We start from the raw sequence: 25,695 nt of genomic DNA on the forward strand, positions 1-25,695 counted from the left end.
ATATTAGACAGGCAACGATTGATCGGGGTCTTGTTCTTGTTTCTTTAACACGACCCGTTTGATCGGCCCGACCAGCAGCAAATAGCTGAGGATCGCCGCAATCGCGTTAGCGCCGACAAACACAAGCGCGCCATTAAAAGATCCAGTGGCATTAACAATGTATCCGATAATAATCGGTGTTGTAATCGAGGCAATATTGCCGAAAGTGTTGAACAAACCGCCGCTTAATCCTGCACATTCTTTCGGAGACGTGTCCGACACGACAGCCCAACCCAATGCGCCGAAGCCTTTTCCGAAAAACGCGAGCGACATAATAACAACGACAAGCCACGCTGAATCTGTATAGTTGCAGACAATCATACTGCAAGACAGCAGCATGCCGGCAATGATTGGCACTTTTCTTGCAAAGGTCAGTGAACGGCCTTTTTTGAGCAAGATGTCTGACACAATGCCCCCAAGGACGCCGCCGGCAAATCCGCACAGCGCCGGCAGGGAAGCGACAAACCCAGCTTCAAGAATAGACATGCCGCGGGCCTGAACCAAATATACCGGAAACCATGTGAGAAAGAAATAGGTGAGAGTCGTAATACAGTATTGCGCAATGTACACGCCAATCAGCATGCGGTTCGTTAACAGCTGTTTGATATACGGCCATTTCGATTCTGTTTCTTGTTTGCTTTTACTGTCATCCATGGAAATCAGCCCGCCGCCCTGTTCGATGTACGCAAGCTCAGCTTCATTAACCTTCGGATGTTTTTTCGGTTCATACACCGTTTTTAGCCAGATGACAGCCAGAAGAATGCCTGCAATACCCATGACAACAAAGACGGAATGCCAGCCGAAAGAGTGGGTAAGCCAGCCCATTAAAGGAGAAAAAATGACAATTGCGAAGTATTGTGCTGAATTAAAAAAGGCTGAAGCTGTCCCGCGCTCGGAGCTTGGAAACCATGAGGCAACAACTCTGCCGTTTCCGGGAAATGAAGGCGCTTCTGATAAACCAACCAGAAAACGCAGTGCAAACAGCAGGATAATCGCTGTGCCGGCGGAGAAAAAGCCAATCGCCCCTTGCAGCAGCGTAAAAAACGACCAGAAAAAGATGCTTAACGCAATGATAGTCTTTGAACCAAAACGGTCCAGCAGCCAGCCGCCCGGAAGCTGTCCGATGACATAGGCCCAGCCAAAGGCAGAAAAGACATATCCCATGGCGACCGAGTCCAATCCCAAATCGTGCTGGACGGAATCTCCGGTGATGGAAAGCGTCGCTCGATCCGCGTAGTTAATAGAGGTCACAAGAAACAGCATAAACACGATAAACCAGCGCACGGACGTTTTTTTGCCCGCCGGTGTAACACTCGCAAAGTCTTTTTTCATAGTATCTTCTCCTTTTCAAAGTAGAGAATCATATGCTGGCTGTGATAAAGCTGGGAAAGAGACGCATGCCTCTTTCCAGCACCATTACGGCTTCACAAAAACGGTTTTGATCGCTGTGAAAAAGTCCTTCGCTGCCTCACCCTGTTCTCGGGAGTGGGAGCTCGACTGCTTCATGCCGCCAAAAGGCGCCTGCAGCTCAACACCTGCGCTTTCTGCATTGATCCGAACCAGTCCGGCATCGATTTCATCAATGAAAGAAAGCATTCGGCCGATGTTTTCCGTGAAGATGGATGCACTTAAACCGAACTTCACATCATTGGCAATGTTCAGCGCCTCCTCCATCGAGTCCACCCTGATCAAGGCGATCACCGGACCGAAGATTTCCTCCTGGGCAATTGTCATCTCAGATGTCACATTGTCAAAGATGGCAGGCTGAACATAATAGCCGTTTTGATACTTTCCGTTCTCCAGCTTTTCTCCTCCTATTAAAAGGGAAGCCCCCTCCTGTTTGCCTTTCTCAATGTATGACAGGCAGTTATCAAGCTGATTCTTGCTGGCAATCGGTCCCATCCAGACATCCTCTTTTAAGCTGTCTCCGATTGTAATATCTTTTGTACGCTGGAGCAGTTTTTCTTTAAAGCGCTCATAAATTCCGCTTTGTACAATGACACGGCTTGTCGCGGTGCATTTCTGGCCGGTTGAACGAAAGGCCCCCGTTATGACAGCTTCAGCCGCAGCTTCAAGGTCAGCGTCATCAACTACGATGACAGGGTTTTTGCCGCCCATCTCAAGCTGGTACTTGGCTCCCCTCGCTAAAGCGGCTTGCCCGATGATTTTTCCGACTTGATTTGAACCGGTAAACGTAACGGCGTTTACACCGTCATGCTCAGCAAGCCCCTGCCCGACAACAGAACCCGGGCCTGTCACCAAATTGATGACCCCTGCCGGGAGCCCCGCTTCCTCAAAGCAGGCAATGATCTTTGCGCATGTCACAGCTGTTTCTGTCGCCGGTTTGATGACAACGGTATTGCCGTATACCAATGCCGGCGCCATTTTCCAAATCGGAATCGCCACTGGGAAGTTCCACGGAGAAATCACGCCGACCACACCGAGCGGAACACGGGTGGTAAACATGAGCGCGTCTTTGTCAGTAGACGGAATGACGTCACCCGTTTTTCGCATGCCCTCTCCGGCGTAATAGCGCAGAATGGCAATCCCCCGGGCTGTTTCTCCCTTCGCTTCCGGCAATGTTTTACCCATTTCACGCGTTGCACAGGCGGCGATTTCCTCCAAGCGCTGCTCCATGATATCCGCTGTTTTGTATAAGTATTGGCCGCGCTCGGCACCCGTCAGCTTTCTCCAAGCCGTTTTGGCTTCATTGGCGGCGGCGACGGCACGTTCCACATCTTCAGCCGTTGAATTCTGTACATATCCGACAATATCATTCACATCGGCAGGGTTTTCGACCTTGACCATATCGCCTGATTGAGACTTAACCCACTCTCCGTTAATAAAGTTGAGGTACGTGTTTTGTTCCGTGATCACAGACATGCCCATTGCCCCTTTCGTGTTTTTTCTGGTCAAACCGTCGCGGCTTTTTTCGGAAAACGGTCAGCCGCCTGCTTCAAAATTGCTTCCAATTGCTGATAATGATCTTTTTCAACCGGGCCGACAGGCGGTCTGGCTGTATTCCTTACATTCAAACCCATGATTTCCATACCGGCTTTAATCAAGGATACGGCGTAGCCTTTTCGTTGTTTGCGAATGTCGTTGATCGGCAGAATCACATGCCGATAGAGTTCCTTCACAAGCTCGTCATTTCCGTTTTTCAATGCATCATAGAACATTCGCGAAATATGCGGGATATAATTTGAAATCGCTGAAGAGTAAGAGTGGAACCCGATCGGCAGATAAGCCGGCATCGTCACTTCAGCCATCGGCATTCCGTTGAGCCATCCTAAGCGGTCGCCGATCGTATAGACGAGGTTGATATTCAAATCCATATTTCCTACCCCGTCTTTGACACCGACAAGCTGTTCACATTCGGTCAGACGTTTGATCTGTTCAACAGAGAGAACTGCGTTATCGCGCTGATAAAGAATCGCGTTCAAGTCAGTGCTTTCAATAATCGTTTTCGCATACTGGTACAGCCCCTCCTGTTCGCCATGCACCAAATACGGAGGCAGAATCAAGTAGCCGTCGGCGCCTTTTTTCTCCGACAGCTGCGCCCAATCAAGCGCTGTGCTGAGGTTGCCGCCCACCCCCGTGTAGACCGGCACCTTTCCTCCGGCTGCCGAGACTGCGACTTCCACCATTTGCTCATATTCCTTCTGGCTGAGAGATTGGAATTCACCAGACCCGCAAGCGATAAAAATGGCTTCCAAGCCCTCATTCAGCAAAAACTCAATGTTTTGAAAAAGAGCTTCTTCCTCCAGTTTTCCTTGTGTGTTAAAAGGAGCAACCGGAAAACCTAAAATTCCAGCGGGTGCTTTTCTGATACAGCTCATCAACATAACCTCCTGTTATTTGTGTATACAGCCTCTATCTGTAAGCGCTTTTATTAATTTTTCTTTCACATCCGCTCCTTCCCCATATATCCTTTTGTTTAATTGTAAGACAAATAAACAATAAGTCAATATCTTTATTTTCTGATATTTTATAAAAAAGCGGAAAATCACTGTCCGGCCGGGATTCTGCGCAGCAAAAAAACAGCCTGGTCAGCCGGCTGTTTAGTTTATATCCTTCTTTGTTTCATCGTCTCATGCAAAAGCTTTGCTTCCAAAAAAAACACGTGGATGAATTTTTTCATATTTATTCTAGCAGGTGCAAGGGGTTTTGCATCCTTGGATTGGAGTTCTTTCATTTTCTGGCTGACAACCGGAAAATCAAAGAATTTCGATGCATAGGTTTCAAATTTTGGATTCGAAAAATCAGTTGTGCCCAATGAAGCAAAATGGTGCAGCGAATGAATAATCGCTCTGCGGATACGCTGCTCCGAGGCTTTCATTTCGCGATTGACTTCCGTCTGTGAGGCCCCTGCTCCCAGCTTCCGTACCGCTACTTGGGTGAATATTTGTTTTAGCGAAGGGCTTTGTTTTTCGTGCGGCTCGGATTGCTCGTGTTCTGCTAAATACTGCAGGACCGCCATGAGATCATGTGCGCCGCCTTCTCCCATCATGCCCAGCTCGGACAACAGGAATGTTCCTGCCTCTTTTAAACCGCTGTCACTCTTCTGCTGGGGACGCGCTTTCCGTTCAGTCCGATTGACAAGCCGGCTTAGAGAATGCTGAATGGCTCCAATCGAGTGTTCAAGCTCGATCCGCTCCTTCACCTTTTGGAGAACCGTGACAATTTCAATTCGGTTAATCGGCTTATGGATAAAATATTCGATGCCGAGCGAGTACGCTTCCCCGACCATTTCCTTCGCCTCCACTTGAGAGATCATTACGATTTTGCCGGAGTACGTATTCTGGATCTGACGAATCGTCTCAATGCCGTCTCTTCCGGGCATTAACAGATCGATTAATAAAATATCAATCTGCTTAAATTGCAGCATATGCCCTTCCACTTGGCTTCCGTCGTCTGCTTCACCAACAGCTTCCCCGAGATCTTCGTCCTCAATAATCTGCCTTAAAATTGACCGCACTGCACGGTCATCATCTGCAATAAAAAAACGCATAGCTTTCGGTTCACCCTTTCTGAATCAAATGCCGGACAGGCAGCCTGATGGCAAACACCACTCCCCGCTGCTGATTATCAAACGTGATATCCCCTTCTAGCTCAGTCACGATTTCCTTTACGTAGGAAAGTCCGATACCTGTAGAAGGCGTGCCAAATTCGTCATATTTTGAAGTAAAGCCCGGGTCAAACACAATGTCTCCGATTTTCTCGGAAATCCCGGGGCCATTGTCTTCCACCTGGAATTCTACCATACTCTCATTTGGCTTACGGAGCCTCAGGCTGACCATTCCCTCTTCATCCATAGCCTCTACCGCATTTGCTGCTAGATTATTAATGATCGAAAGCACGATAAATACGTGATATTCGTCATGCTCTCCCTCGATCGAGCAGTAAAAATCAATCTGCTTCCCTAGTGCTTCAGCGTACTTTTCATTCATTCGAATCACGAGCTGCAGCAAATCAGAAGCCCTCATATAATCTCTCAAACTCTCATTCGAAATCAGTTTTGAAAGCCCTGCGAATATCCGCTGGTTGTCCTTTTTCACTTCATGAATCTCTCCGGCCAGTCTCAGGATTCTGCCGCTCAGCTGAACATCCTTGCCCTTCATTTCCCGATAGAGCTGATACGAATCGTTTGTCACTTTCTCTGTCGTTTTCAATGTCTTTTTTAGGTGCACCGTTTCTTCATATAAATTGGAAACGATCATCAGCATGTGCTCGTGCTGCTGCCTTGTCTGTTTTTCTCTCGATTGTGTTTCATACAGCTTCAGCACACTATAAAAGCTCATCACAATAAATGTGTGAGAAATCGCAATCACCGCAATGTCAGTGATTTTCTCAGGCGTGACAACCGTATGAAAAATGAGAAATTGCACAGCCAGCTCGACACAATCTGACACAACTTCAATCATAAACCCAATGAAACCGAGCATAATCGGCCGTTCACGGAAACGATTGGCCTTTAATATGGAAAACAGACAGGCGTAAGTCATATAAAAGAAAAAGCCAGACGCTTGATCATACAGAATCGGAGTCAGTCCATTGTGTCCTCCGCCCCATAATTCCAGAAAGACGCGAAAGATGAAAACAGCCGCTCCAGTCAGAAAGCCCGGCAGCACAGCGGGCACATGCCGCAACAATGATAAAAAGAAGAAAAAAACCGGTGCCCCAAAGCTGACCCGGAATTCTTCATTGAGGGGATAAAATTTCAGTTCACCGGCCAGCGGCACCGTAATCAGCATGAGGGCCAATATATATCCGTCTTTTTCAATAAACCGTTCCAGTTTTATGTTGATCACATCCTCGCTTTTAATTTTGGGGAATCGGGAGAAAACCTGCAAATTGCTTTTGACCCAGAACATGAGGTTTTTATAAATCTTACTGCTTATTTTCAAAATGTTTTTGTCGTATTTTGTATGATTCTGTAGTCTCCATTATACAGTAATTATACCTTCCGCTATTATGAAAGCGTTTAACGCCCCCTTAGCCTTCGTTTTGATACACCTCAGTCCTTTAAGAAAAAAATCAGTGAGGAGGAATTCGATGAAAGAATTGATAAAAGAGCACCAGAAAGACATAAACACGGCGTTACAGCTTCATGATTGGGTTGAATACTATCGCCCTTTTGCCGCCAATGGACAAAGCGCAAACTATATCCCCGCTTTAGGAAAAGTCAATGATTCACAGCTCGGCATCTGTGTATTGGAGCCTGATGGAACGATGATACACGCCGGCGACTGGAACGTCTCTTTTACCCTGCAAAGCATTTCAAAAGTGATTAGCTTTATTGCCGCCTGCATGAGCCGCGGCATTCCCTATGTGCTTGACCGCGTAGATGTCGAGCCGACAGGTGACGCCTTTAATTCAATAATTCGGCTCGAAATCAACAAGCCGGGAAAGCCCTTCAATCCCATGATCAACGCGGGTGCCCTCACCATCGCTTCGATTCTTCCCGGAGAATCGGCATACGAAAAGCTCGAGTTTCTTTACTCGGTGATGGAAACTTTGATAGGAAAACGGCCGAGAATTCATGAGGAAGTATTCCGTTCTGAATGGGAAACCGCCCACCGCAACAGAGCGCTGGCCTACTATTTAAAAGAAACAAACTTTTTAGAAGCTGAAGTAGAAGAAACACTTGAGGTGTACTTGAAGCAATGCGCTATGGAGAGCACCACAGAGGACATTGCGTTGATCGGCCTGATCCTTGCTCATGACGGGTATCATCCGATTCGACGCGAGCAGGTGATTCCAAAAGATGTGGCAAAATTGGCCAAGGCATTAATGCTGACGTGCGGCATGTACAACGCTTCAGGCAAATATGCGGCGTTTGTTGGCGTGCCGGCCAAAAGCGGCGTCTCCGGCGGCATCATGGCGCTGGTGCCTCCAAGCGCCAGAAGAGAACAGCCTTTTCAATCCGGATGCGGCATCGGCATTTACGGGCCTGCCATTGATGAATACGGCAACAGCCTCACTGGCGGTATGCTGCTGAAGCATATGGCGCAGGAGTGGGAGCTCAGCATTTTTTAAACATGAAAAAAGAGGTGATTGTATGCAGCAAATCCTGGAACATATCGTCGGTATTGCAAATGATCTTTTGTGGTCAAAGCTATTAATTGTTTTGCTCCTTTCTCTGGGAATCTATTTTACGTTCAGGCTTAAGTTTTTACAGGTTCGCATGCTGAAAGAAATGGTCAGGGTATTAAGAGAAGGTGCTGCTTCCCGGTCGAAAAACAGCATTTCTCCGTTTCAAGCCTTTTGCATCAGCATGGCAGCCCGTGTCGGAACGGGAAATATTACGGGCATTGCTATCGCCATTGCACTCGGCGGGCCCGGTGCAATCTTCTGGATGTGGATTATCGCCATTATCGGATCAGCATCGAGCTTTGTGGAAAGCACACTGGCTCAGATTTATAAAGTAAAGGATGTAAACGGCTTCCGCGGCGGGCCTGCGTATTACATGGAAAAAGGGCTGAACAAAAGGTGGATGGGCGCGCTGTTCGCTGTGTTAATCACCTTATCGTTCGGTATCGTCTTCAACTCGGTTCAATCCAATACGGTCAGCCTTGCCTTTGAAAACGCGTTTGGCACAAACCGCCTGACATTGGGACTCATTTTAATTGCTGTATTCGGCACGATTATTTTTGGCGGAGTCAAGCGCATTGCAAAGCTGGCTGAATCCATTGTCGTCGTATTGGCTGTCCTGTATATCGGAGTTGCGTTTTTCGTTATTTTCACCAACATTACGCAGCTGCCAGGTGTGCTTGCGCTAATCGTGAAAAATGCGTTTGGTTTTGATCAGGCCGCCGGCGGGGCTTTGGGCGCGGCACTCATGCAAGGCGTCAGACGGGGAATCTTTTCAAACGAAGCGGGAATGGGAAGCGCACCGAATGCCGCTGCCACCGCCACAACAAGCCATCCCGTCAAACAGGGGCTGATCCAAGCTTTTGGTGTACTGACAGATACACTGGTCATTTGTACAAGCACCGCCTTTATCATCCTATTTTCGGATGCCTATCATACTCCGGGTCTGAGCGGAATCGCCTTGACACAAGCCTCCCTCAGCTCCCATGTCGGATCATGGGCATCAGGCTTTCTCGCGATTCTGATTTTGTTATTCGGATTCTGTGCTCTAATTGGAAACTATTATTATGGCGAAACCAATATCGGCTTTTTGAACAAAAGCAAAAAACTGATTTTTGTCTACCGTATCGGCGTGCTGGCAATGATCGTGTTTGGCTGTGTTGCCAAAGTCCAGCTCGTCTGGGATCTTGCTGATTTGTTCATGGGTTTGATGGTCGTCGTGAATTTAATCGCGATTTTCTTACTATCAAAGGTCGTTTTTACGGCGCTGAAAGACTATACACGCCAGAAGAAAGCAGGCAAGGATCCGGTCTTTTATAAAGATGTGCTCAAAAACCATAATGGCATTGAGTGCTGGCCGGTTTCAGACACAAAGACTGACACGCACAACAAACAAATATCATAAGAAAAGGGTGTTCAGACATATGGGCTGAACACCTTTCTCTTTTTGCGTTTATTGACAAACACGTAAGCCTCCATTACGATTTTCATATCTTTTTCAAAAAAATCTGAAAGAAGGCATCGGTACATTCTATGAATCCTATCCAACACATATTAGATACATACCCGCTTATTGTGCTAGACGGCGCCATGGCGACCGAGCTTGAACGCAAGGGCTGTAATTTGAATGACAGTCTGTGGTCGGCAAAAATCCTGATGGAAGAGCCAAATCTGATTAAACAAGTACATACTGATTATTTCGCGGCAGGCGCCGATTGTGCAATCACTGCCAGCTATCAGTCTACATTTGAAGGCTTTGCCGCACGCGGGCTGAGCGAAGCGGAAGCACGCCGGCTCATCGAGTTGTCCGTCAGCATCGCAACTGAAGCACGTGATGAATTTTGGTCGCTTGAAGAGAACCGTTTGAATCGGCCAAAACCGATCATTGCGGCTTCTGTAGGCCCTTATGGCGCTTATCTTGCAGACGGGTCTGAGTATCGCGGCAACTACGCAATATCAGAAGATGAACTGATTGAATTTCATCGCCCCCGGATGAAGGCACTGATTGAAGCCGGAGCTGATGTTTTGGCATGCGAAACGATTCCGTGTCTGACTGAAGCCAAAGCGATTGTTCGGCTATTGAAGGAATTTCCTGAAACGTATGCATGGATCAGCTTCAGCGCTAAAGACGGCCTGCATATCAGTGACGGAACACCTGCAGCTGACTGTGCATCGTGGCTTGATGGACACCGCCAAATTGCAGCACTCGGCATCAACTGCACGCCGCTTCAGCATATCCCTTCCTTGATAGAGGAGTTAAAAAAGAACACGTCAAAACCGATCATTGTCTACCCGAATTCAGGTGAGCAATATGATCCGGAAACAAAAACGTGGAACGGCGCAGCATGCGCAGAATCTTACGGGGCGAGCGCCCGCACCTGGCATGAAAAAGGAGCGAGGCTGATTGGCGGCTGCTGCCGGACAAAACCCGAAAATATTCAAGAAATTGCGGCTTGGGCCCGCTCTTTAAAAACAACTTGACTTATCGGAATAGTTTGTATATTCTAACTTAAAGCCGGTTCGCCGGAGTCTCGTGTCACTTTCTGACATGAGATTTTTTATTAGGAAGGAAATAAATCGCTGATAGAAAGTTGGAAAAAGATGAACTCTGCCCACAACAAGAATGAGACAACCTTTCAGAGAAGTATGAAAAGCCGGCACCTCTTTATGCTTTCCTTGGGAGGTGTCATCGGAACCGGGCTGTTTTTAAGCTCAGGTTATACCATTCAGCAAGCAGGCCCGGCCGGAACGATACTCGCCTACTTAGTCGGGGCAAGCATCGTCTATCTGGTCATGCTATGCCTCGGTGAGCTGTCAGTCGCCATGCCTGTGACCGGCGCCTTTCACACCTATGCAGCCAAATACATAGGGCCGGGCACCGGATTTACGGTCGCTTGGCTGTATTGGCTGACATGGACCGTGGCATTGGGATCAGAATTCACAGCAGCCGGCCTGTTAATGCAGCGCTGGTTCCCCCATACATCGGTTTGGATGTGGAGTGCCGTCTTTGCGCTGTTCATTTTCTTGCTTAACGCATTTTCGGTCAAGTTTTTCGCTGAATCAGAATTTTGGTTTTCCAGCATCAAAGTATTAGCCATTGTATTATTTATTCTTTTAGGCGGCTCTGCCATGTTCGGCATCATTCCGATCAAAGGCGGAGAAGCCGCTCCGATGCTGTCCAACTTCACCGCGGAAGGCGGGCTTTTTCCAAATGGATTTGTCCCGATTTTGATGACGATGCTGTCCGTTAATTTTGCCTTTTCGGGAACGGAACTAATCGGAATCGCAGCCGGTGAAAGCGTTGATCCTGACAAGACGATACCAAAAGCGATTAAAACAACGGTCTGGCGTCTCTCACTCTTCTTTGTCGGAACAATTTTTGTGCTGTCAGGGCTGATTCCGATTCAAGATGCAGGTGTCATCAAAAGCCCGTTTGTCGCTGTCTTTGACAGAGTCGGTGTACCATACGCAGCCGATATCATGAACTTTGTTATCCTAACAGCGATCCTGTCAGCGGCTAATTCCGGACTCTACGCTTCTTCCCGGATGCTGTGGTCTTTATCAAAAGAAAAAACGCTTCATCCGACATTTGCAAAGCTGACGTCAAAAGGAACCCCTTTTAACGCGCTGGTGTTCAGCATGATCGGCGGCATTCTGTCGTTGCTGTCCAGCGTATTTGCGCCAGACACTGTATACGTTGTGCTCGTGTCGATTTCCGGTTTTGCCGTCGTTGTCGTGTGGATGGGTATCGCTGCTTCTCAATTCATGTTCAGAAAACGTTATATCGAAGCGGGAAACAAGGTTACTGATTTGAAATACAGAACCCCTTTGTATCCGTTCGTGCCGATTGCCGCGTTCCTGTTATGCCTGGCTTCCGTTGTTGGCATTGCCTTTGATCCGAATCAAAGAATCGCACTCTATTGCGGCGTTCCATTTATGGCCATTTGCTATGCAATATATTATGTAAAAAACCGCAAAAGCCAGCCGGCTGCTGATATGACTCATTCAAAATAAAAAGAACCTGCCTCCGGGCAGGTTCTTTTTCAGTTTTCACACTTCCACTGTCCAGTTAAACGGGCCCTTCACCTTGCCAAGCTGAATATCTGTTATCGTTTCATACAGCTTTTTCGAGAGGTCCCCGATTTGCCCGTCGCCTACAATCACCGTTTTTCCATGAATATTGAGTTCACCGACAGGCGTAACGACGGCTGCCGTGCCTGTGCCAAAGACCTCTGTCAATTCTCCGCGTGCAGAGGCCGCATACACCTCATCAATCGATATTCTCTCTTCACGAACCGGAATGCCCCAGCTTCGAATCAATTCAATCGCAGACGCACGTGTAACCCCGCTTAAAATGCTTCCGCTTAAAGCAGGTGTGACAGCTTCCCCGTTTATGACGAAAAAGATGTTCATGCTCCCTACTTCTTCCACATATTTCTTTTCGATGGCGTCCAGCCACAGTACCTGGTCATAGCCCAGTTCATTCGCTTTCCGCTGTGCCTGAAGACTGGCGGCATAGTTTCCAGCCGTTTTTGCAAACCCGACTCCTCCGTTGACCGCCCGCACATACTCATCTTCGACATAGATTCTAACCGGCTTCAGCTGATCGTCGCCATAATAGGAGCCGACAGGCGAAAGCACGATCATAAATGTATAGCTCCTGGATGCCTTCACACCGAGACTCGGTTCTGTGGCAATGACAAAAGGACGAATATACAGTGACGTTCCTTTTTTCTTTGGAACCCAATCTTTCTCAAGTTCAACTAATTGCGTCAATGCCTCAAGCACCAGCTCTTCGTCTAAAGGGGGCATGCTCATGCGCTCACACGATCTGTTCAGCCGTTTGATATTTTGATCCGGACGGAACAGGAGCACCCTGCCATCCTCTGTTCTGTATGCTTTTAACCCTTCAAAAACAGCCTGGCCGTAATGAAAAACAGATGAAGACGGATCAAGCGTAAGCGGTGCGTACGGCGCAATTCTCGGATGATGCCATCCAATCCCCTCTTCGTAGTCCATCACAAACATATAATCGGTAAAATATTGTCCAAACCCCAAGGAAGACGGGTCGGGCTTTTCCTTATAATATACAGTTTTTTCTCGTTCAATAAGCTTATTCAATCTAATCAGCACACCTTTCACATAATTGTTTAAATATTCAGTCTTTTTAAAGCTGCAAAAAGTATACAGCCTTTCCTTTAATCATACGCCGCTTCACACCTATAAATTTCAGAATATTCTTTAGGATCATCAGCTATTATACACCACATTCATTGTCAGATGAAGCTGAAATTAAAGAAAAACAGCCAGTTTTTATTCTGGCTGTTTGATTTAGACCGCTAAACAAAGGACGACAATGTGGCAAATCAGCAAAATATACACTGCGAACACTAATTGCCAATTGATCTTCCGCGCCCATGCAAACACCACCATCAAAATAGGCAGCATCACAGTCCCCGCCAGCTTGTTAACCGTCAGATTCGGACTGTTCGCAACATCATAATGAATCGGCATCTGCGTCGGCAGAGAAGGGTAAAATACAATTGAAAGGATGAATGCAGCAATCACTGCTCCCCACAGCACTTTTCCATTCGTCAATAAAAACATAGAACCACCATTCCCTTCTTAAAACACATTGCTTTATGAATGATATGACTGTTCTACGGTGAATTTCGTTCGGTCTCCCCTGGTAATAATTTGCGCATATTCCACCACTTCTTCATTTTTATCATAGGTAAGGGATTCTGATAAAAACGCAGGCGCTCCGACATTGGTTAATAAGTGGCCGCTGATCGTTTCATCCGTTAAAATCGGTTCGATCGATTCCGTGCCCCTGCTGATTTCAATATTGTATTTTGTCCTTAACAATTCAAACAGCGAGCCGGTGCATTCCTCCTGCGCCAGCCCCGGTGCCGCCTTCCAGGGAATATATGAGGTATGATACTGCAAAGGTTCCCCCTCGGCGTATCTGACTCTGACAAGCTTGTTGACAGGTTCATTCTCTTTCATTTTCAAAAGCTCGGCAATGGAGTGATCGGCAGGAATCACCACAAGCTCAAGCACTTTTGATTCAGAACGAAGGCCTCTCATTTGTTCTGCAAAGCTCGTAATCTTATGCGGAATCGGCGTTTGTATTTTTGCCGCCGATACAAATGTCCCTTTTCCTTGAATTCTTTTAATATATCCCTCAAGCTCTAGCTGCTGCAGAGCCAGTCTCACAGTTGTTCTGCTGACATCATATTGTTCGCAAAACTCACTCTCCGTCGGCAGCTGATCATTCGCCTGATATTTGCCCGATTTAATTAACTCAATGATCTTAAACTTGATAACAGAATATAAAGCTGTCATTTCATTCTCCCCATTCTGTATGCAATCCGTTCTTTTTCATTGAGACCATAATACCATTTGCCATCCCAATATGAAAGATTTGTATCCTTCTTTTATAACAAATTTTCAGAAATTAATATTGACAGTTTGATAAGGGCGGTGCTAAATTCGTAATGACAAGTATCATAAATTGGTCATAACAAATAAGGTGCTTGTCTATCTCTTTGAGGGGGTGTCACATGAAGATTCTGATCGCCGAGCACTACGAAGAACTCTGTAAGTTAAGCGCTGCCATTATTAAAGAACAAATACAAGCTAAGAAAGATGCCGTTCTCGGTCTGGCAACAGGGAGCACACCGGTCGGCTTGTATAAGCAGTTGATTTCAGACTATCAGGCAGGCAAAATTGATTTTTCAAAGGTTACTACATTTAATTTGGATGAATACGCTGGTCTCTCTCCATCTCATCCGCAAAGTTATAACCACTTTATGCATGAGCATCTATTTCAGCATATCAATATGCAGCCTGATCATATTCATATCCCGCAAGGAGACAACCCGCAGCTTGAGGCGGAATGCAAAGTATACGAGGATCTCATCCGCCAAGCGGGAGGCATTGATGTCCAAATTCTCGGCATCGGCGCCAATGGCCATATCGGTTTTAATGAACCGGGATCTGATTTTGAAGACCGGACACGTGTTGTGAAGCTCTCGGAAAGCACGATACAGGCAAATGCCAGATTCTTCGGCGGCGATCCGGTGCTGGTGCCGAGACTCGCGATTTCAATGGGCATTAAAACCATCATGGAATTCAGCAAACATATTGTGCTTTTAGCAAGCGGCGAGGAAAAAGCAGACGCCATTCAAAAGATGGCTGAAGATCCTGTCACGACAGAAGTACCAGCCTCCATTCTTCAAAAACACAATCATGTAACCGTTATCGCCGATTATAAAGCAGCTCAAAAATTAAAGAGTGCATCATTCTCATAACACAATAAAAGGAGACTGTCATGTTTAAAAAGGCATTTCAAATTCTGCAGCAGCTTGGCCGCGCGTTGATGACTCCGGTTGCCGTCCTGCCGGCAGCAGGTCTTTTGCTCCGTTTCGGAGACAAGGACTTACTGAACATCCCTATTATAAAGGATGCGGGCGGCGTTGTATTCGATAATCTCCCGCTGATTTTCGCCGTGGGGGTCGCGATCGGATTAGCTGGCGGAGAAGGTGTAGCCGGACTTGCCGCTGTCATCGGATACTTAATTTTAACCGTCACCCTCGACAATATGGGAAAATTACTCGGCCTTCAGCCTCCGTATGAAGGAGCCGAGCACCTGATTGATATGGGGGTTTTCGGAGGAATCATTATCGGGCTTCTCGCCGCCTATTTATATAAGCGATTTTCATCAATCGAGCTGCATCCGGTCCTTGGATTTTTCTCTGGAAAACGCTTTGTCCCGATCATTACTTCCGTCAGTTCATTGGTGATCGGCGTCATTTTCTCATTCGTTTGGCCGCTGATCCAAAACGGAATTAACGCAGCAAGCAGTTTAATTGCCGATTCAACAGTCGGCCTGTTCTTTTATGCAACGATCTATCGTTTGCTGATTCCTTTTGGCCTGCATCATATTTTTTATACGCCTTTCTATTTTATGATGGGAGAATACACAGACCCATCAACAGGCAACACCGTAACCGGCGACCTGACAAGGTTTTTCGCGGGAGACCCGACAGCCGGGCGCTTTATGATGGGGGATTTCCCTTACATGATTTTCTGTCTGCCGGCCGTTGCTCTTGCCATTATCCATACCGCGCGTCCGGAAAAGAAAAAAATGATCTCCGGCGTGATGATTTCTGCGGCGCTCACATCTATGCTGACCGGAATTACAGAACCGGTTGAGTTTTCTTTCTTGTTCGTTGCGCCCGTGCTCTATTTGATTAACTCTATTCTTGCCGGCGTCATCTTTGTCGTTTGTGATTTATTCCATGTCCGCCACGGCTATACGTTCTCAGGCGGCGGAATTGACTACGTCTTGAACTACGGACTGTCTACAAACGGCTGGGTTGTCATTCCTGTCGGGATCGTGTTTGCTTTCATTTATTATTATTTGTTCCGATTTGCGATTCTGAAATGGAATTTGAAAACGCCCGGCCGTGAGACAGATGAAGACGGTCAGAATGAGGAGAAAGCTCCAGTTGCAAAAGACCAGCTTGCCTTTCACGTGCTGCAGGCCTTGGGCGGACAGCAAAATATCGCTAACCTGGATGCATGTATCACAAGGCTTCGTGTGACCGTTCATCAGCCAAGCCAAGTCAGCAAGGATGAATTAAAACGGCTTGGTGCAGTAGGTGTGCTGGAGGTCAACAACAACTTCCAGGCAATATTCGGAACCAAGTCCGATGCCTTAAAAGACGACATCAAAACAATCATGGCCGGAGGCGTCCCTGCCACCGCCGCCGCGCTGGACACGGTAACTGACAAACCGCTGAAGCCCGATTCCGATGAGACCTTTATTTATCCGATTAAAGGAGAAACAGTCTCTTTAGGGGATGTGCCTGATCAAGTCTTTTCAGAAAAAATGATGGGCGAGGGATTTGCGATTATACCATCAGAAGGAAAAGTCGTTGCCCCTGCGGACGGCGAGATCGTCTCGATTTTTCCGACAAAACACGCCATCGGCTTTATGAGCGCCGGCGGCACTGAAATCCTGATTCATGTCGGCATCGATACCGTCAAACTGAATGGGGAAGGCTTTGAAGCACATGTCACAAGCGGACAAGCCGTCAAACAAGGCGAACTGCTTCTCACCTTTGATCTCAATTACATCAAGCAGCATGCCGATTCAGCCATAACACCGGTTATTTTCACAAATACCTCTGAAGAAGATCTAAAGCACATTCAAATGAAGTAAAAAAGTCCCCCCTGCGGCGGGGGACTTTTTCGCCAACATAATGAAAGCGCTATCAAAATAAAATAACTTGAAAAAAGGTGTTTGCATTTGAATCACGAATGATATGAATATGCCTACATTCTATCGTTCTAAAGGGGGATTCATTTGAAAAAATTAATCGCGTTTCAAATTTTAATCGCTTTGGCTGTCGGCGCGGTGATCGGCCACTTTTTTCCTGATTTCGGGATGGCACTGAGGCCTGTCGGAGATGGATTTATCCGCCTGATTAAAATGATTGTTGTGCCGATTGTATTTTCTACCATTGTCATTGGAGCCGCAGGAAGCGGAAGCATGAAAAAAATGGGCAGTCTCGGCATCAAGACGATCATTTGGTTCGAAGTGATTACAACGTTGGTATTAGGGCTTGGACTTTTATTAGCGAATGTCTTAAAACCAGGTGTCGGGCTTGACCTCTCCCATTTGGCAAAAAAAGATATTCATGAACTTTCCGGCTACACAGACAAAGTTGTTGATTTCAAGCAAATGGTCCTGGATATTATCCCTACAAACATTATTGATGTCATGGCCAGAAATGATTTGCTTGCTGTTATTTTCTTCGCCATTTTATTTGGTGTCGCCGCAGCTGGTATCGGCAAAGCTTCTGAACCAGTAATGAAGTTTTTTGAATCTACAGCTCAGATTATGTTCAAGCTCACACAAATCGTCATGGTCACTGCTCCTATCGGCGTGTTAGCCCTGATGGCAGCTTCTGTGGGCCAATATGGCATTGAACTCCTCCTCCCTATGTTTAAGCTGGTTGGCACCGTATTCCTTGGCCTGTTCCTGATCCTCTTTGTCCTCTTTCCGCTTGTCGGTCTCATCTTTCAGATTAAGTATTTCGAAGTATTGAAAATGATATGGGATCTGTTTTTAATTGCATTTTCCACCACCAGCACTGAAACCATTCTCCCTCAGCTGATGGATAGAATGGAGAAATACGGCTGTCCCAAACGAGTGGTATCATTTGTCGTTCCCTCCGGCTTGTCATTGAACTGTGACGGCTCCAGCTTATATTTATCGGTTTCTTGTATCTTTCTCGCACAGGCCTTTCAAGTAGACATGACATTGTCCCAGCAGCTGCTCATGATGCTTGTGCTTGTGATGACCAGTAAAGGCATTGCAGCTGTACCCTCAGGATCGCTTGTAGTTCTTCTGGCGACTGCCAATGCTGTAGGTCTGCCGGCTGAAGGCGTTGCCATTATCGCGGGTGTTGACCGCGTCATGGACATGGCGAGAACAGGCGTGAACGTACCGGGACATGCGATCGCCTGTATCGTGGTATCAAAATGGGAAAAGGCCTTCCGCCAAAAAGAATGGGTTTCCGCAAACAGCCAAACCGAAAGCATATAGAAAAAAGAACACCTCAATCCGAGGTGTTCTTTTTTTATTCAGCAGCAGCGTGATCTTCTGTTTCAATCGCTGCCAGTCTTGCGTTTACTTCTTCTTCTGTCATATTATGCTCTTTCACATACAGGTTTCTTGGGTTCGTGCGGCATTCGTGGCTGCAGCTGCGCATATATTTATACTCATTTTCCGGTGTGCATATCATTTTTTTATTGCAAGATGGATTTGCGCAGTTCACATAACGCTCACACGGTTCTCCTGTAAAGTAGTCCTTGCCGACAATCACATGCTCGACACGGTTGACAGGCACGCTGATTCTTTCATCAAATACGTAGCACTGGCCGTCCCAAAGCTTGCCTTGCACCTCTGGATCTTTTCCGTATGTCACGATTCCGCCGTCAAGCTGTGCTACATCTTCAAAGCCTTGCTTCACCAGCCATCCTGAGAACTTTTCACAGCGCACGCCGCCTGTACAGTACGTTAAAATCTTTTTGCCTTCAAGCATATCTTTGTGTTCTTCAATCCATTCAGGTAATTCGCGGAAGGCTTCGATGTCAGGACGGACCGCACCTCTGAAATGGCCAAGGTCATACTCGTAATCGTTACGCGCGTCGATGACAATTGTGTTTGGATCCTGCATCTTCTCATAAAATTCTGCAGGCTTCAAATGCTGGCCTGTTGTTTCGTTCGGATCGACATCATCTTCAAGACGAAGCGTTACAAGCTCTTTTTTATGGCGGACGAAGATTTTTTTGAAGGCATGGCCTTCTGCTTCATCAATTTTAAATACCATGTCCGCAAAACGAGGATCAGCTTTCATCGTTTCCATATATTTTTCAGTCTGTTCAACCGTACCTGATACCGTACCGTTAATTCCTTCAGAAGAAACAAGGATACGGCCTAACAAACCAAGCTCCTTACAAAAAGCCAGATGCTGCTCTCTAAACGCCTCTGGATCTTCAATCGGAACATATTTATAGTAAAGTAATACTCTGTATTGTTTTTCCATGTTTTAAACACCCTGTTCAATTATAGTTAGTTGCTATGCACACTCTTACTATATCATACAGGAAAATGCCGCAAAGATGAACAGATCCGCCCAGACTGATAAAAATATCCAAGCTCTTACAAACCTAAGCGGCACAAGGGTTTCTCACAGTAGACAAGTATTTTCCATTCATTTACTAATCAATGTAGTTGTCTGAAAACTATCAAACAAAAGGTGCACTCCACCTGTTATAGCACAGGGGACACCGCTCACTTGATAATGACTGACGGCGTGATACGCTCCAGCCAAATGACACCGTCATATTGTTCCTTAAGGATCATCTGCTCTTCCATGTACCCCCAATAGAGCGCAGTCCGCGGGGTATACATCCACGAAGTGCCTTTCTTGTTTTTTGTATGGAGAAAATCAACAAAAACAACTGGATGATCCGCAGCTTTCAGCAAAGCTTCAAGACTTCCAGACGGCGGCGGGCTTGTAACCGGCATAACCGTCTTATTATCAGAACTATCCAGACTTGCACCTGAGTAAGCATAAATGCCAATCGTATATGTTTGTTTTTTCAGCCGCTCCGGCAAATAATCACCCATGTTAGGGCCGTTTAGCTGTACCCAGTCCTTTATCATCTTCGTATTCTGTTTGCGTAGATGGTAATTGTGGCCCCAGACAATGATTTTCTTTTTCGGATAAAGGGTGTCAGCTACCCACTGAAATTGTTCAGCCATCATGCGGTCTCTCATAAAGAATGAAAAATCCTCAATATTCTCCGGATACTCCTCTAGTTTTTCTTTCATTTCTTCCAGCATATACGTTTCCATTACGTCAATTCTCAGCTGAAGAGACCGCATAAACATCTCATAAGCTTTCGGCTCTTTTGGAAGGTTTTCTTTTAGCTCTGAAGCGTGTGTTTCAGCGAACTTGATCAGCTTCTGATAGTTTTTCACAAGCTTTTCCTTCTTTTGCGAAAATTCATCAAACGTATTGCTGTCTGTCACTAATGTTGAAAAATTATTTTCTGATTGGGAGAGCAACTCTGCTTTCTCAGGGTTCACCGCTTTTACCCATTGAGTCGCAGCATCATTGAATGAATTCTTCATGCTTTGAATATCAAAACCGGTAAGGATCAGCGGATCGCCTTTCTCTTTTTGCTCTTTCATGTAATCAAACAATTCAACGACATCTTCTGTGTGCCATACAGCGTAAATGGAGTTTTTCATCGTGCTTTTAGGGGTTAATTGGTCCATATTAAGGTAGGATGCATTTGTATCAGGAAAACCGGACTCAAAGGCCAATACATCGTATCCCAGCTCTTCGTGGAGATATTTGATCATTCTGACCTTTGTGGCGTTGATTTCACCAGCGCCGTGTGTGGTTTCTCCTAACTGAACGATTCGTTTTCCCTTCAGCACCTTCTTCAGAAAGCGAAGGTCTTTGTTTGAAGCATTGGAAGCATCCAGCGGCTGTGCATGTCGTTCAATCCATGAACCCCAATATTTTTCTTCAGAAGCAGCACGGGCAGAGGCTGAAAAAGAAGAAAACGCCAGACAAACGATCAGCAGCGGCAGGGTCATTCTCACTATCATTCGTTTCAATTCTATCTCTCCTTTTCTGCTAGGTTCTCTAGTCATTACGAGATAGATATAGAAAAAGTTTCCTTTTCCTGCCAACAAAAAAAGCTTCTCTGTTGAAAGAAGCTTTAGCTGGATTCTCTCATCACCTGATGAAAGTAAAACCGATACGTATTTCGTAAAAATGTCTCAACCGGAAGCTGCACATCCGCTTGGTATTTGCTGATGATGAATGGAAACCGCTCGATTCCTTTTTCGCGCAAATTGTTCGCTTGTTCATCATCTATTGCCTTCTCTTGCAAAACCGCTTCAACGATCGGCCAGCACACTTCTCGCACTTGCCGCAGGACGGCTTCATCTCCGGTGTTCTGATAATCTGTAATCCAGCTGATGATTTGTTTCTCCATAAGTCTCACCTTTCTTCAAAAAAAGAGGCGCTGCGTTTATGCAAGCTCCTCTTTTTACTCTTCATAACCTATCAGTTCTCCGACTTGAACTTCTTGGCCTTCTGCTAAATGGGCGGACGGCTGGAACGCGTCTTTTTCAAAAATCAAAATGACGGTTGACCCGAATGAAAAGTATCCCAGCTCTTCGCCGATCTCCAATTCAGCACGGGTGCTCGTCTGCACGATAGAATTAATATTCATCGCGCCGACAGGAATCATCAGGACATTTCGGCTGCCGCTATTCAGCTCGTACACAAACCGATAATTTTTCGACAGCACATCTTTCCCGTATTTTAAGCCTAGTTGATTTACCGGGTATGAGCGATTTCCGAGCTCGGCCAGCTTTTGATACCTGCAGCTGATCGGAGAATGGAAACGGTGATAATGCCTCGGGCTTAGATACAGCACGACGAAGTATCCGCCGTTGTATTGATGGTCTGCGCTTTTACAGCCGGTGAGTTCAGCGAATGAGTAATCTTTTCCCTTCACCGTAAAGGTTTGATTCGGGTTGATGATTCCTACCGTCTGAACCACACCGTCAACAGGGCTGACCACCGCATGCGCCTCTTTTGACACAGGACGCCGCTCCAGATTTATTTGTCGAATGAACAATTCGGACAGCGATCCGTAATCAGCAGCCGTACCATCCACATCATCCCAATTCAGCCGAAAATGTTTTGAGAAAAGCGGAATGACCGGTTTGCTGATTTTTGACTCGCAAAATCCTTTAATCAGATAGGATGACAGACGATGATTCGTCAGCTCTATCAATGATCGATACAGAATCTTTACAGCCGTATTAAACATGAATAATCCCTATAACCCTTCCGATTGTAATAAAAACAAAGCACCATAAAAAGGCACCGATTGCCGCAAACGCAACATACGTTTTCAGATCCATTTTGCCGATCCCCGAAAAGTAGCACGTCACATGTCTGACGCCGGGAATAAAATAACCTAAAATAAGAGAATATGGACCGTATTTCTTCATCCATTTTTCCACTTTCATCATTCTTTTTTCTTTTAAGCCGACCCACTTGCCGTACTTGTCGATAAACGGGCGTCCGGCTTTTCTGCCAATCATGTAGCTGATCAGCATACCTAACAAAGCCCCGACAAAACTAATCAATATCGAAAGCTCATAATTCAATACATCGGTATGCGTGAAATAGCCAACAACGGTCATCATCACTTCATCTGGAATCGGCAATCCTACAATTCCTAATACCAGCATCAAAAAAATAGCGAGATAACCGTAATCCGCTATGAGCTGCTGAACTAATTCCATCTCCCAGACTCCAGGTTTTCTGCCGCATGTTTTTTAAAATGAGGGAATTTTATTTTACTCACCATCAAATATGAAAGTCCGCAAGAGCCGATTGCCAGAAGGATCGGGTTATAGGTAAAGCTTAAAATAACGAGACACATGCCCGCAAACGGAATCGGCATACCGATAAACGTCGGGAGCTTGCTTTGTTCAATGTTAAATTTAGAGAGGCGAAGCATTCCGCAAATGCTGTACGTCAATGCGCATAAGATCCCGATAAATGGCAGGGTATACAACGCGACACTGTAAGCAAGCATAGCAGGAGCCACCCCAAACGTAACCAGATCGGCAAACGAATCCAGTTCTCTCCCCATATCAGAAACGGCATTCAGCTTACGAGCAGCCATCCCGTCAAAGAAATCAAGGAACATGCCTGTAAAAATAAAAAGCACTGCTGAATGAATGTTGTGATATAGCAAGGAATGAATCGCCAGCAATCCGCAAATGAAGTTTCCTATCGTAATCATACAGGGGATGTAATTCACAGTGTAACCAAACCTCCAATTGTAAAACCATCTATATTATTTGACGATAGTGATCGAATAGCGTTACAGGAAAAATTTTTCTCCAATAAGCATGATAACATAGAATGCTCCCAAAAAAAGCAGCATTCAAATTCTATTATTATACAACATTTGTTACCTTTTGAAAAATGAATGCCAATCTTTTCATGTTCCTTACTAGTTTATCCCCCCGCATAAAAAGGACAAGACGCGTTGATTGACGTACTCTGGCTGCTCCAGAGATAACAGATGTCCGGCGTTCTTTACGATTTCAGCCTGAATTCCCGGCACCAATACCGAAGCCCGCTCAAAGGCCATTTGCTGATGGTACATGACCTCGTGCTCACCGAACATCAGCAGTACCGGGACTTGTATCGATTTCAATTCCTGGTCTGTGAACACGTACGGAAAGCCGTTTTCTGTCGGCTTCAGGCTCCTTTGTTCATCCTTCCATTCCACGCCCGCCACAATTTGTCTTTGCAGTAAAGGATGCAGATCATAACTGTCGCCTGTGATCCACTTGATATATGATTCAGCTCCTCTTGCCCCTGTAAGCTCTGCAGCGTATTTATAGACATCCGGATGAAATGAAATAAACGCTTCAGCGGGACTCATAACAACCGCCCGCTCTACTCTTTCAGGCGCGCGGAGTAAGAAATTCACGATATGGGACCCGCCAAGCGAAAGGCCGGCCAGGTGTGCCGTCTCTAGTCCAAGAGAATCAAAGACATCTTTCATCCATTCTGCAAAATCAGCTCTCGTTTCCATGGCTGCTGATGGTATACTTTTATTTTTGTCTCCTATTATATCGACCGCATATGTACGAAATTGACGGCTCAACGCCGCGATATTCGGATACCACATTGCAGAGCTGAAAAGGCCCCCGTGAAGCAAAATGAGCGAAGGTGCGTCCTTTGGCCCACTTGCAATGATATGTGTTTTTCCAAAACGAGTAGAAACATAGAATGCTTCCGACTCAATCGGCCACAAAGAAAGGCTTTGATCATATGCCTGGTAAAAGCGCAGACCACTTTCAACCGCGGCAAACTGCATTGAATCTTGTATCATCTTCTTCTTTTTCCTCCGGGTTTGATTAATATAAAATAAAGGATAACGCCCCTTTTGTCTCGTAAGAAAAAATACCTATTTCTTATTATCTCACATAATAAATTTCCAGTATATAGTTTGGTTTCCTGCAATAAATAAAAAAGGCAGTTCCCTTAAAATCAAGGAAACTGCTATTCTTTGAAGACTAATGGAATGGCATGATCTTTTTTATCCTCTGTTAACGAGATGTGATGGGTTACTGATGTTTCACCCTTCGTCAACGCGACTGAGTAATCGCCTTTTCTGCCGGTATCCCATTTGATATCTCCGTTTTTGTCTGTTTTACCGAGTATCTCGCCAATCTCTGTACTCGGCTCCTCATCTGAAGAGGGCGCTTTGACAATCGTCACTTGAACCCCTTCGACCGGCAGCCCCTTAGCATCCTCCACATGAAGAGTGACAGGAATAGTCGTTTCTTTTGGAGAAGAATGCGTCTGCGAACTGCACCCGCATAAAAACAAAATAGACATGAATATGGCTAGTTTGCTGTATTTATTGATTTGCCCAATATTGAATATTGTTGAATACATCGTTCGTCACCCTTGTTCCCAAGTTATATGACGATCCTCCGTTCGTGTGAATGGCAATAGCTGTCTGCCCTGTATCACTGTAGTTTCGATAAACAGGCGAGCCGCTTTGGCAGCCGTACGTATCGGTTGTATAGGTCAGCTTATACGTTTCAGCGGAGCGAATCGGCTTTGTATCAGACCACATCGTGCCAAAGGTTTTGTCACACGGGAATCCTGTCACTGACGAGGAAAGGCCCACGGGACTGCTGCTGTTTGTAGTCCGGTAGCCGTACCAGCCAACCGTGTTTCCAGGAGAACCGTTTAATTTAATAGCTCCGTAATCATAATTGGTGTCTTTGCTTTCCGTCCATCCTTTGACGGAGTAAAACATCGTGCCTGAATAAGTACCGTACGGATATGACGAACCATTGCGGCCCGGCGCGGCGGTTATCGTCGAAGCCCATCCATGATCCTGGCTGTACACACAATGTCCAGCCGTGACGACTGTATTTGGATTGACTAAAAATCCGGTACATCCATAAGTGCTTGAAGTGTTGGGATACTTGATTGACAGTTGAACGGTTGCTCTATATGGAAAAGATGTCGTGCTGGAGATTCTGGTGCGTTCATCAGTTCCGATAATGCTCGAAGGCTGTAAGGTTTGAATATTTTTCTCCAGTTCCGTTTGGCCGCCGTATAACGATTTACTTGTTTTTCCGGTTCCCTCATAAGGGGCGGAAACCTGTTCTGCTTTTGACGTTTGGTTTTTCGTAGCATCAGCTTCTTTACCAGTATTCGAAACAGAAGTTTGCGGATTCTCTGCCGCTTTTGCCGGTACGCCAAAAGATACCGCTGCTGCCAAAGCCAAACACAAAACCGTTAAGTAAGCGAACCATTGTTTTCTGAATCTTGGAACTAATTTCATTTTGTCATCTCCCTCCTTTAGTGTCAACCACCCGTATTGATGGAAGACTTTTACATT

The 25,695-nt window shown here is 46.0% G+C and carries 24 protein-coding genes; 7 read left to right on the plus strand and 17 right to left on the minus strand.

Features of this window, described 5'->3' with window-relative positions; all coding sequences use genetic code 11:
• Positions 1-3: 3 nt before the first annotated feature.
• From gudP to glnK, 5 genes are all read right to left on the minus strand, one after another.
• A complete protein-coding gene (gene gudP / locus M1D94_RS19830) occupies positions 4-1,371 on the minus strand; it encodes a glucarate transporter GudP (RefSeq protein WP_003234818.1) in 1,368 nt (455 codons plus the stop codon).
• 84 nt (positions 1,372-1,455) lie between these two features.
• Complete coding sequence (gene gucD, locus M1D94_RS19835) at positions 1,456-2,922, minus strand: alpha-ketoglutaric semialdehyde dehydrogenase GucD (RefSeq protein WP_456270320.1); 1,467 nt, start codon at positions 2,920-2,922, stop codon at positions 1,456-1,458.
• A 29-nt stretch (positions 2,923-2,951) separates the two neighbouring features.
• On the minus strand, positions 2,952-3,878 hold the full coding sequence (gene kdgD / locus M1D94_RS19840) for a 5-dehydro-4-deoxyglucarate dehydratase (RefSeq protein ID WP_456270321.1): 927 nt from the start codon (positions 3,876-3,878) through the stop codon (positions 2,952-2,954).
• Between the two features lie 227 nt (positions 3,879-4,105).
• Positions 4,106-5,050, minus strand: coding sequence for a glutamine utilization two-component system response regulator GlnL (glnL, locus tag M1D94_RS19845; protein ID WP_326210756.1), 945 nt, complete (start codon positions 5,048-5,050; stop codon positions 4,106-4,108).
• 10 nt (positions 5,051-5,060) lie between these two features.
• Entirely contained in the window at positions 5,061-6,293 is a 1,233-nt protein-coding gene (glnK, locus tag M1D94_RS19850) for a two-component system sensor histidine kinase GlnK (RefSeq protein WP_080276614.1), read from the minus strand.
• 301 nt (positions 6,294-6,594) lie between these two features.
• Between glnK and M1D94_RS19855 the strand changes: the two genes are divergently transcribed.
• The 4 genes from M1D94_RS19855 to mmuP all read left to right on the plus strand — a co-directional run bounded on the left by M1D94_RS19855 (position 6,595) and on the right by mmuP (position 11,646).
• Positions 6,595-7,578, plus strand: coding sequence for a glutaminase (locus M1D94_RS19855; RefSeq protein ID WP_128992359.1), 984 nt, complete (start codon positions 6,595-6,597; stop codon positions 7,576-7,578).
• A gap of 22 nt (positions 7,579-7,600) precedes the next feature.
• Positions 7,601-9,037: an alanine/glycine:cation symporter family protein gene (locus tag M1D94_RS19860; RefSeq protein ID WP_032722877.1), complete on the plus strand. Its 1,437-nt coding sequence runs from the start codon at positions 7,601-7,603 to the stop codon at positions 9,035-9,037.
• 128 nt (positions 9,038-9,165) lie between these two features.
• A complete protein-coding gene (mmuM, locus tag M1D94_RS19865) occupies positions 9,166-10,113 on the plus strand; it encodes a homocysteine S-methyltransferase (protein ID WP_041850655.1) in 948 nt (315 codons plus the stop codon).
• A gap of 120 nt (positions 10,114-10,233) precedes the next feature.
• Positions 10,234-11,646 (plus strand): S-methylmethionine permease, encoded by a 1,413-nt coding sequence (gene mmuP / locus M1D94_RS19870; protein ID WP_456270322.1) that lies wholly within the window; start codon positions 10,234-10,236, stop codon positions 11,644-11,646.
• Between the two features lie 36 nt (positions 11,647-11,682).
• On the opposite strand, the gene M1D94_RS19875 is transcribed toward mmuP, so the two are convergent.
• The 3 genes from M1D94_RS19875 to gamR form a co-directional block, all read right to left on the minus strand.
• Positions 11,683-12,753, minus strand: coding sequence for a branched-chain amino acid aminotransferase (locus M1D94_RS19875; protein ID WP_019712566.1), 1,071 nt, complete (start codon positions 12,751-12,753; stop codon positions 11,683-11,685).
• A gap of 210 nt (positions 12,754-12,963) precedes the next feature.
• Entirely contained in the window at positions 12,964-13,239 is a 276-nt protein-coding gene (locus tag M1D94_RS19880) for a DUF1648 domain-containing protein (RefSeq protein ID WP_153257209.1), read from the minus strand.
• Between the two features lie 33 nt (positions 13,240-13,272).
• Positions 13,273-13,980: a transcriptional regulator GamR gene (gene gamR / locus M1D94_RS19885; RefSeq protein WP_003234841.1), complete on the minus strand. Its 708-nt coding sequence runs from the start codon at positions 13,978-13,980 to the stop codon at positions 13,273-13,275.
• A 218-nt stretch (positions 13,981-14,198) separates the two neighbouring features.
• Here gamR and nagB point away from each other — a divergent pair, with 218 nt between their 5' ends.
• The 3 genes from nagB (at position 14,199) to gltP (ending at position 18,253) form a co-directional block, all read left to right on the plus strand.
• Complete coding sequence (nagB, locus tag M1D94_RS19890) at positions 14,199-14,948, plus strand: glucosamine-6-phosphate deaminase (protein ID WP_159376625.1); 750 nt, start codon at positions 14,199-14,201, stop codon at positions 14,946-14,948.
• A 20-nt stretch (positions 14,949-14,968) separates the two neighbouring features.
• Positions 14,969-16,864 (plus strand): glucose-specific PTS transporter subunit IIBC, encoded by a 1,896-nt coding sequence (gene ptsG, locus M1D94_RS19895; protein WP_125121486.1) that lies wholly within the window; start codon positions 14,969-14,971, stop codon positions 16,862-16,864.
• Positions 16,865-17,008: 144 nt separating this feature from the next.
• Positions 17,009-18,253 (plus strand): glutamate-aspartate/proton symporter GltP, encoded by a 1,245-nt coding sequence (gene gltP / locus M1D94_RS19900; RefSeq protein ID WP_014478694.1) that lies wholly within the window; start codon positions 17,009-17,011, stop codon positions 18,251-18,253.
• Between the two features lie 34 nt (positions 18,254-18,287).
• Here gltP and trhO read toward each other — a convergent pair whose 3' ends face one another.
• The 9 genes from trhO to mpr form a co-directional block, all read right to left on the minus strand.
• The gene (trhO, locus tag M1D94_RS19905) at positions 18,288-19,256 is read right to left on the minus strand and encodes an oxygen-dependent tRNA uridine(34) hydroxylase TrhO (protein ID WP_003246287.1); all 969 of its coding nucleotides are present in this window, start codon (positions 19,254-19,256) and stop codon (positions 18,288-18,290) included.
• Positions 19,257-19,504: 248 nt separating this feature from the next.
• Positions 19,505-20,845, minus strand: coding sequence for an erythromycin esterase family protein (locus tag M1D94_RS19910; protein ID WP_424926397.1), 1,341 nt, complete (start codon positions 20,843-20,845; stop codon positions 19,505-19,507).
• Positions 20,846-20,949: 104 nt separating this feature from the next.
• Positions 20,950-21,228: a hypothetical protein gene (locus M1D94_RS19915; protein WP_021481898.1), complete on the minus strand. Its 279-nt coding sequence runs from the start codon at positions 21,226-21,228 to the stop codon at positions 20,950-20,952.
• 54 nt (positions 21,229-21,282) lie between these two features.
• A complete protein-coding gene (locus M1D94_RS19920; protein WP_003234858.1) occupies positions 21,283-22,074 on the minus strand; it encodes a phosphatidylserine decarboxylase in 792 nt (263 codons plus the stop codon).
• Positions 22,067-22,555: a DedA family protein gene (locus tag M1D94_RS19925; RefSeq protein WP_003234861.1), complete on the minus strand. Its 489-nt coding sequence runs from the start codon at positions 22,553-22,555 to the stop codon at positions 22,067-22,069. Before M1D94_RS19925 ends, M1D94_RS19920 begins: the two co-directional genes overlap by 8 nt.
• Entirely contained in the window at positions 22,546-23,079 is a 534-nt protein-coding gene (pssA, locus tag M1D94_RS19930) for a CDP-diacylglycerol--serine O-phosphatidyltransferase (protein ID WP_031315691.1), read from the minus strand. Before pssA ends, M1D94_RS19925 begins: the two co-directional genes overlap by 10 nt.
• 195 nt (positions 23,080-23,274) lie before the next feature.
• Complete coding sequence (cesB, locus tag M1D94_RS19935; RefSeq protein ID WP_072175264.1) at positions 23,275-24,165, minus strand: enantioselective carboxylesterase CesB; 891 nt, start codon at positions 24,163-24,165, stop codon at positions 23,275-23,277.
• Positions 24,166-24,335: 170 nt separating this feature from the next.
• Positions 24,336-24,734, minus strand: coding sequence for a YbfJ family protein (locus tag M1D94_RS19940; RefSeq protein ID WP_015715171.1), 399 nt, complete (start codon positions 24,732-24,734; stop codon positions 24,336-24,338).
• Complete coding sequence (mpr, locus tag M1D94_RS19945; protein ID WP_015252930.1) at positions 24,697-25,638, minus strand: extracellular metalloprotease Mpr; 942 nt, start codon at positions 25,636-25,638, stop codon at positions 24,697-24,699. The genes M1D94_RS19940 and mpr overlap by 38 nt, the downstream gene beginning before the upstream one ends.
• Positions 25,639-25,695 lie beyond the last annotated feature (57 nt).

It is taken from the genome of Bacillus sp. JZ109 (assembly GCF_053903135.1).

Bases quoted from the DNA above. Each gene is read 5' to 3' on its own strand.
- gudP (WP_003234818.1), bottom strand. From the start codon at position 1,371: ATGAAAAAAGACTTTGCGAGTGTTACACCGGCGGGCAAAAAAACGTCC.
- gucD (WP_456270320.1), bottom strand. From the start codon at position 2,922: ATGTCTGTGATCACGGAACAAAACACGTACCTCAACTTTATTAACGGA.
- kdgD (WP_456270321.1), bottom strand. From the start codon at position 3,878: ATGAGCTGTATCAGAAAAGCACCCGCTGGAATTTTAGGTTTTCCGGTT.
- glnL (WP_326210756.1), bottom strand. From the start codon at position 5,050: ATGCGTTTTTTTATTGCAGATGATGACCGTGCAGTGCGGTCAATTTTA.
- glnK (WP_080276614.1), bottom strand. From the start codon at position 6,293: ATGCTGATTACGGTGCCGCTGGCCGGTGAACTGAAATTTTATCCCCTC.
- M1D94_RS19855 (WP_128992359.1), top strand. From the start codon at position 6,595: ATGAAAGAATTGATAAAAGAGCACCAGAAAGACATAAACACGGCGTTA.
- M1D94_RS19860 (WP_032722877.1), top strand. From the start codon at position 7,601: ATGCAGCAAATCCTGGAACATATCGTCGGTATTGCAAATGATCTTTTG.
- mmuM (WP_041850655.1), top strand. From the start codon at position 9,166: ATGAATCCTATCCAACACATATTAGATACATACCCGCTTATTGTGCTA.
- mmuP (WP_456270322.1), top strand. From the start codon at position 10,234: ATGAACTCTGCCCACAACAAGAATGAGACAACCTTTCAGAGAAGTATG.
- M1D94_RS19880 (WP_153257209.1), bottom strand. From the start codon at position 13,239: ATGTTTTTATTGACGAATGGAAAAGTGCTGTGGGGAGCAGTGATTGCT.
- gamR (WP_003234841.1), bottom strand. From the start codon at position 13,980: ATGACAGCTTTATATTCTGTTATCAAGTTTAAGATCATTGAGTTAATT.
- nagB (WP_159376625.1), top strand. From the start codon at position 14,199: ATGAAGATTCTGATCGCCGAGCACTACGAAGAACTCTGTAAGTTAAGC.
- ptsG (WP_125121486.1), top strand. From the start codon at position 14,969: ATGTTTAAAAAGGCATTTCAAATTCTGCAGCAGCTTGGCCGCGCGTTG.
- trhO (WP_003246287.1), bottom strand. From the start codon at position 19,256: ATGGAAAAACAATACAGAGTATTACTTTACTATAAATATGTTCCGATT.
- M1D94_RS19915 (WP_021481898.1), bottom strand. From the start codon at position 21,228: ATGGAGAAACAAATCATCAGCTGGATTACAGATTATCAGAACACCGGA.
- M1D94_RS19920 (WP_003234858.1), bottom strand. From the start codon at position 22,074: ATGTTTAATACGGCTGTAAAGATTCTGTATCGATCATTGATAGAGCTG.
- M1D94_RS19925 (WP_003234861.1), bottom strand. From the start codon at position 22,555: ATGGAATTAGTTCAGCAGCTCATAGCGGATTACGGTTATCTCGCTATT.
- cesB (WP_072175264.1), bottom strand. From the start codon at position 24,165: ATGATACAAGATTCAATGCAGTTTGCCGCGGTTGAAAGTGGTCTGCGC.
- M1D94_RS19940 (WP_015715171.1), bottom strand. From the start codon at position 24,734: ATGTATTCAACAATATTCAATATTGGGCAAATCAATAAATACAGCAAA.
- mpr (WP_015252930.1), bottom strand. From the start codon at position 25,638: ATGAAATTAGTTCCAAGATTCAGAAAACAATGGTTCGCTTACTTAACG.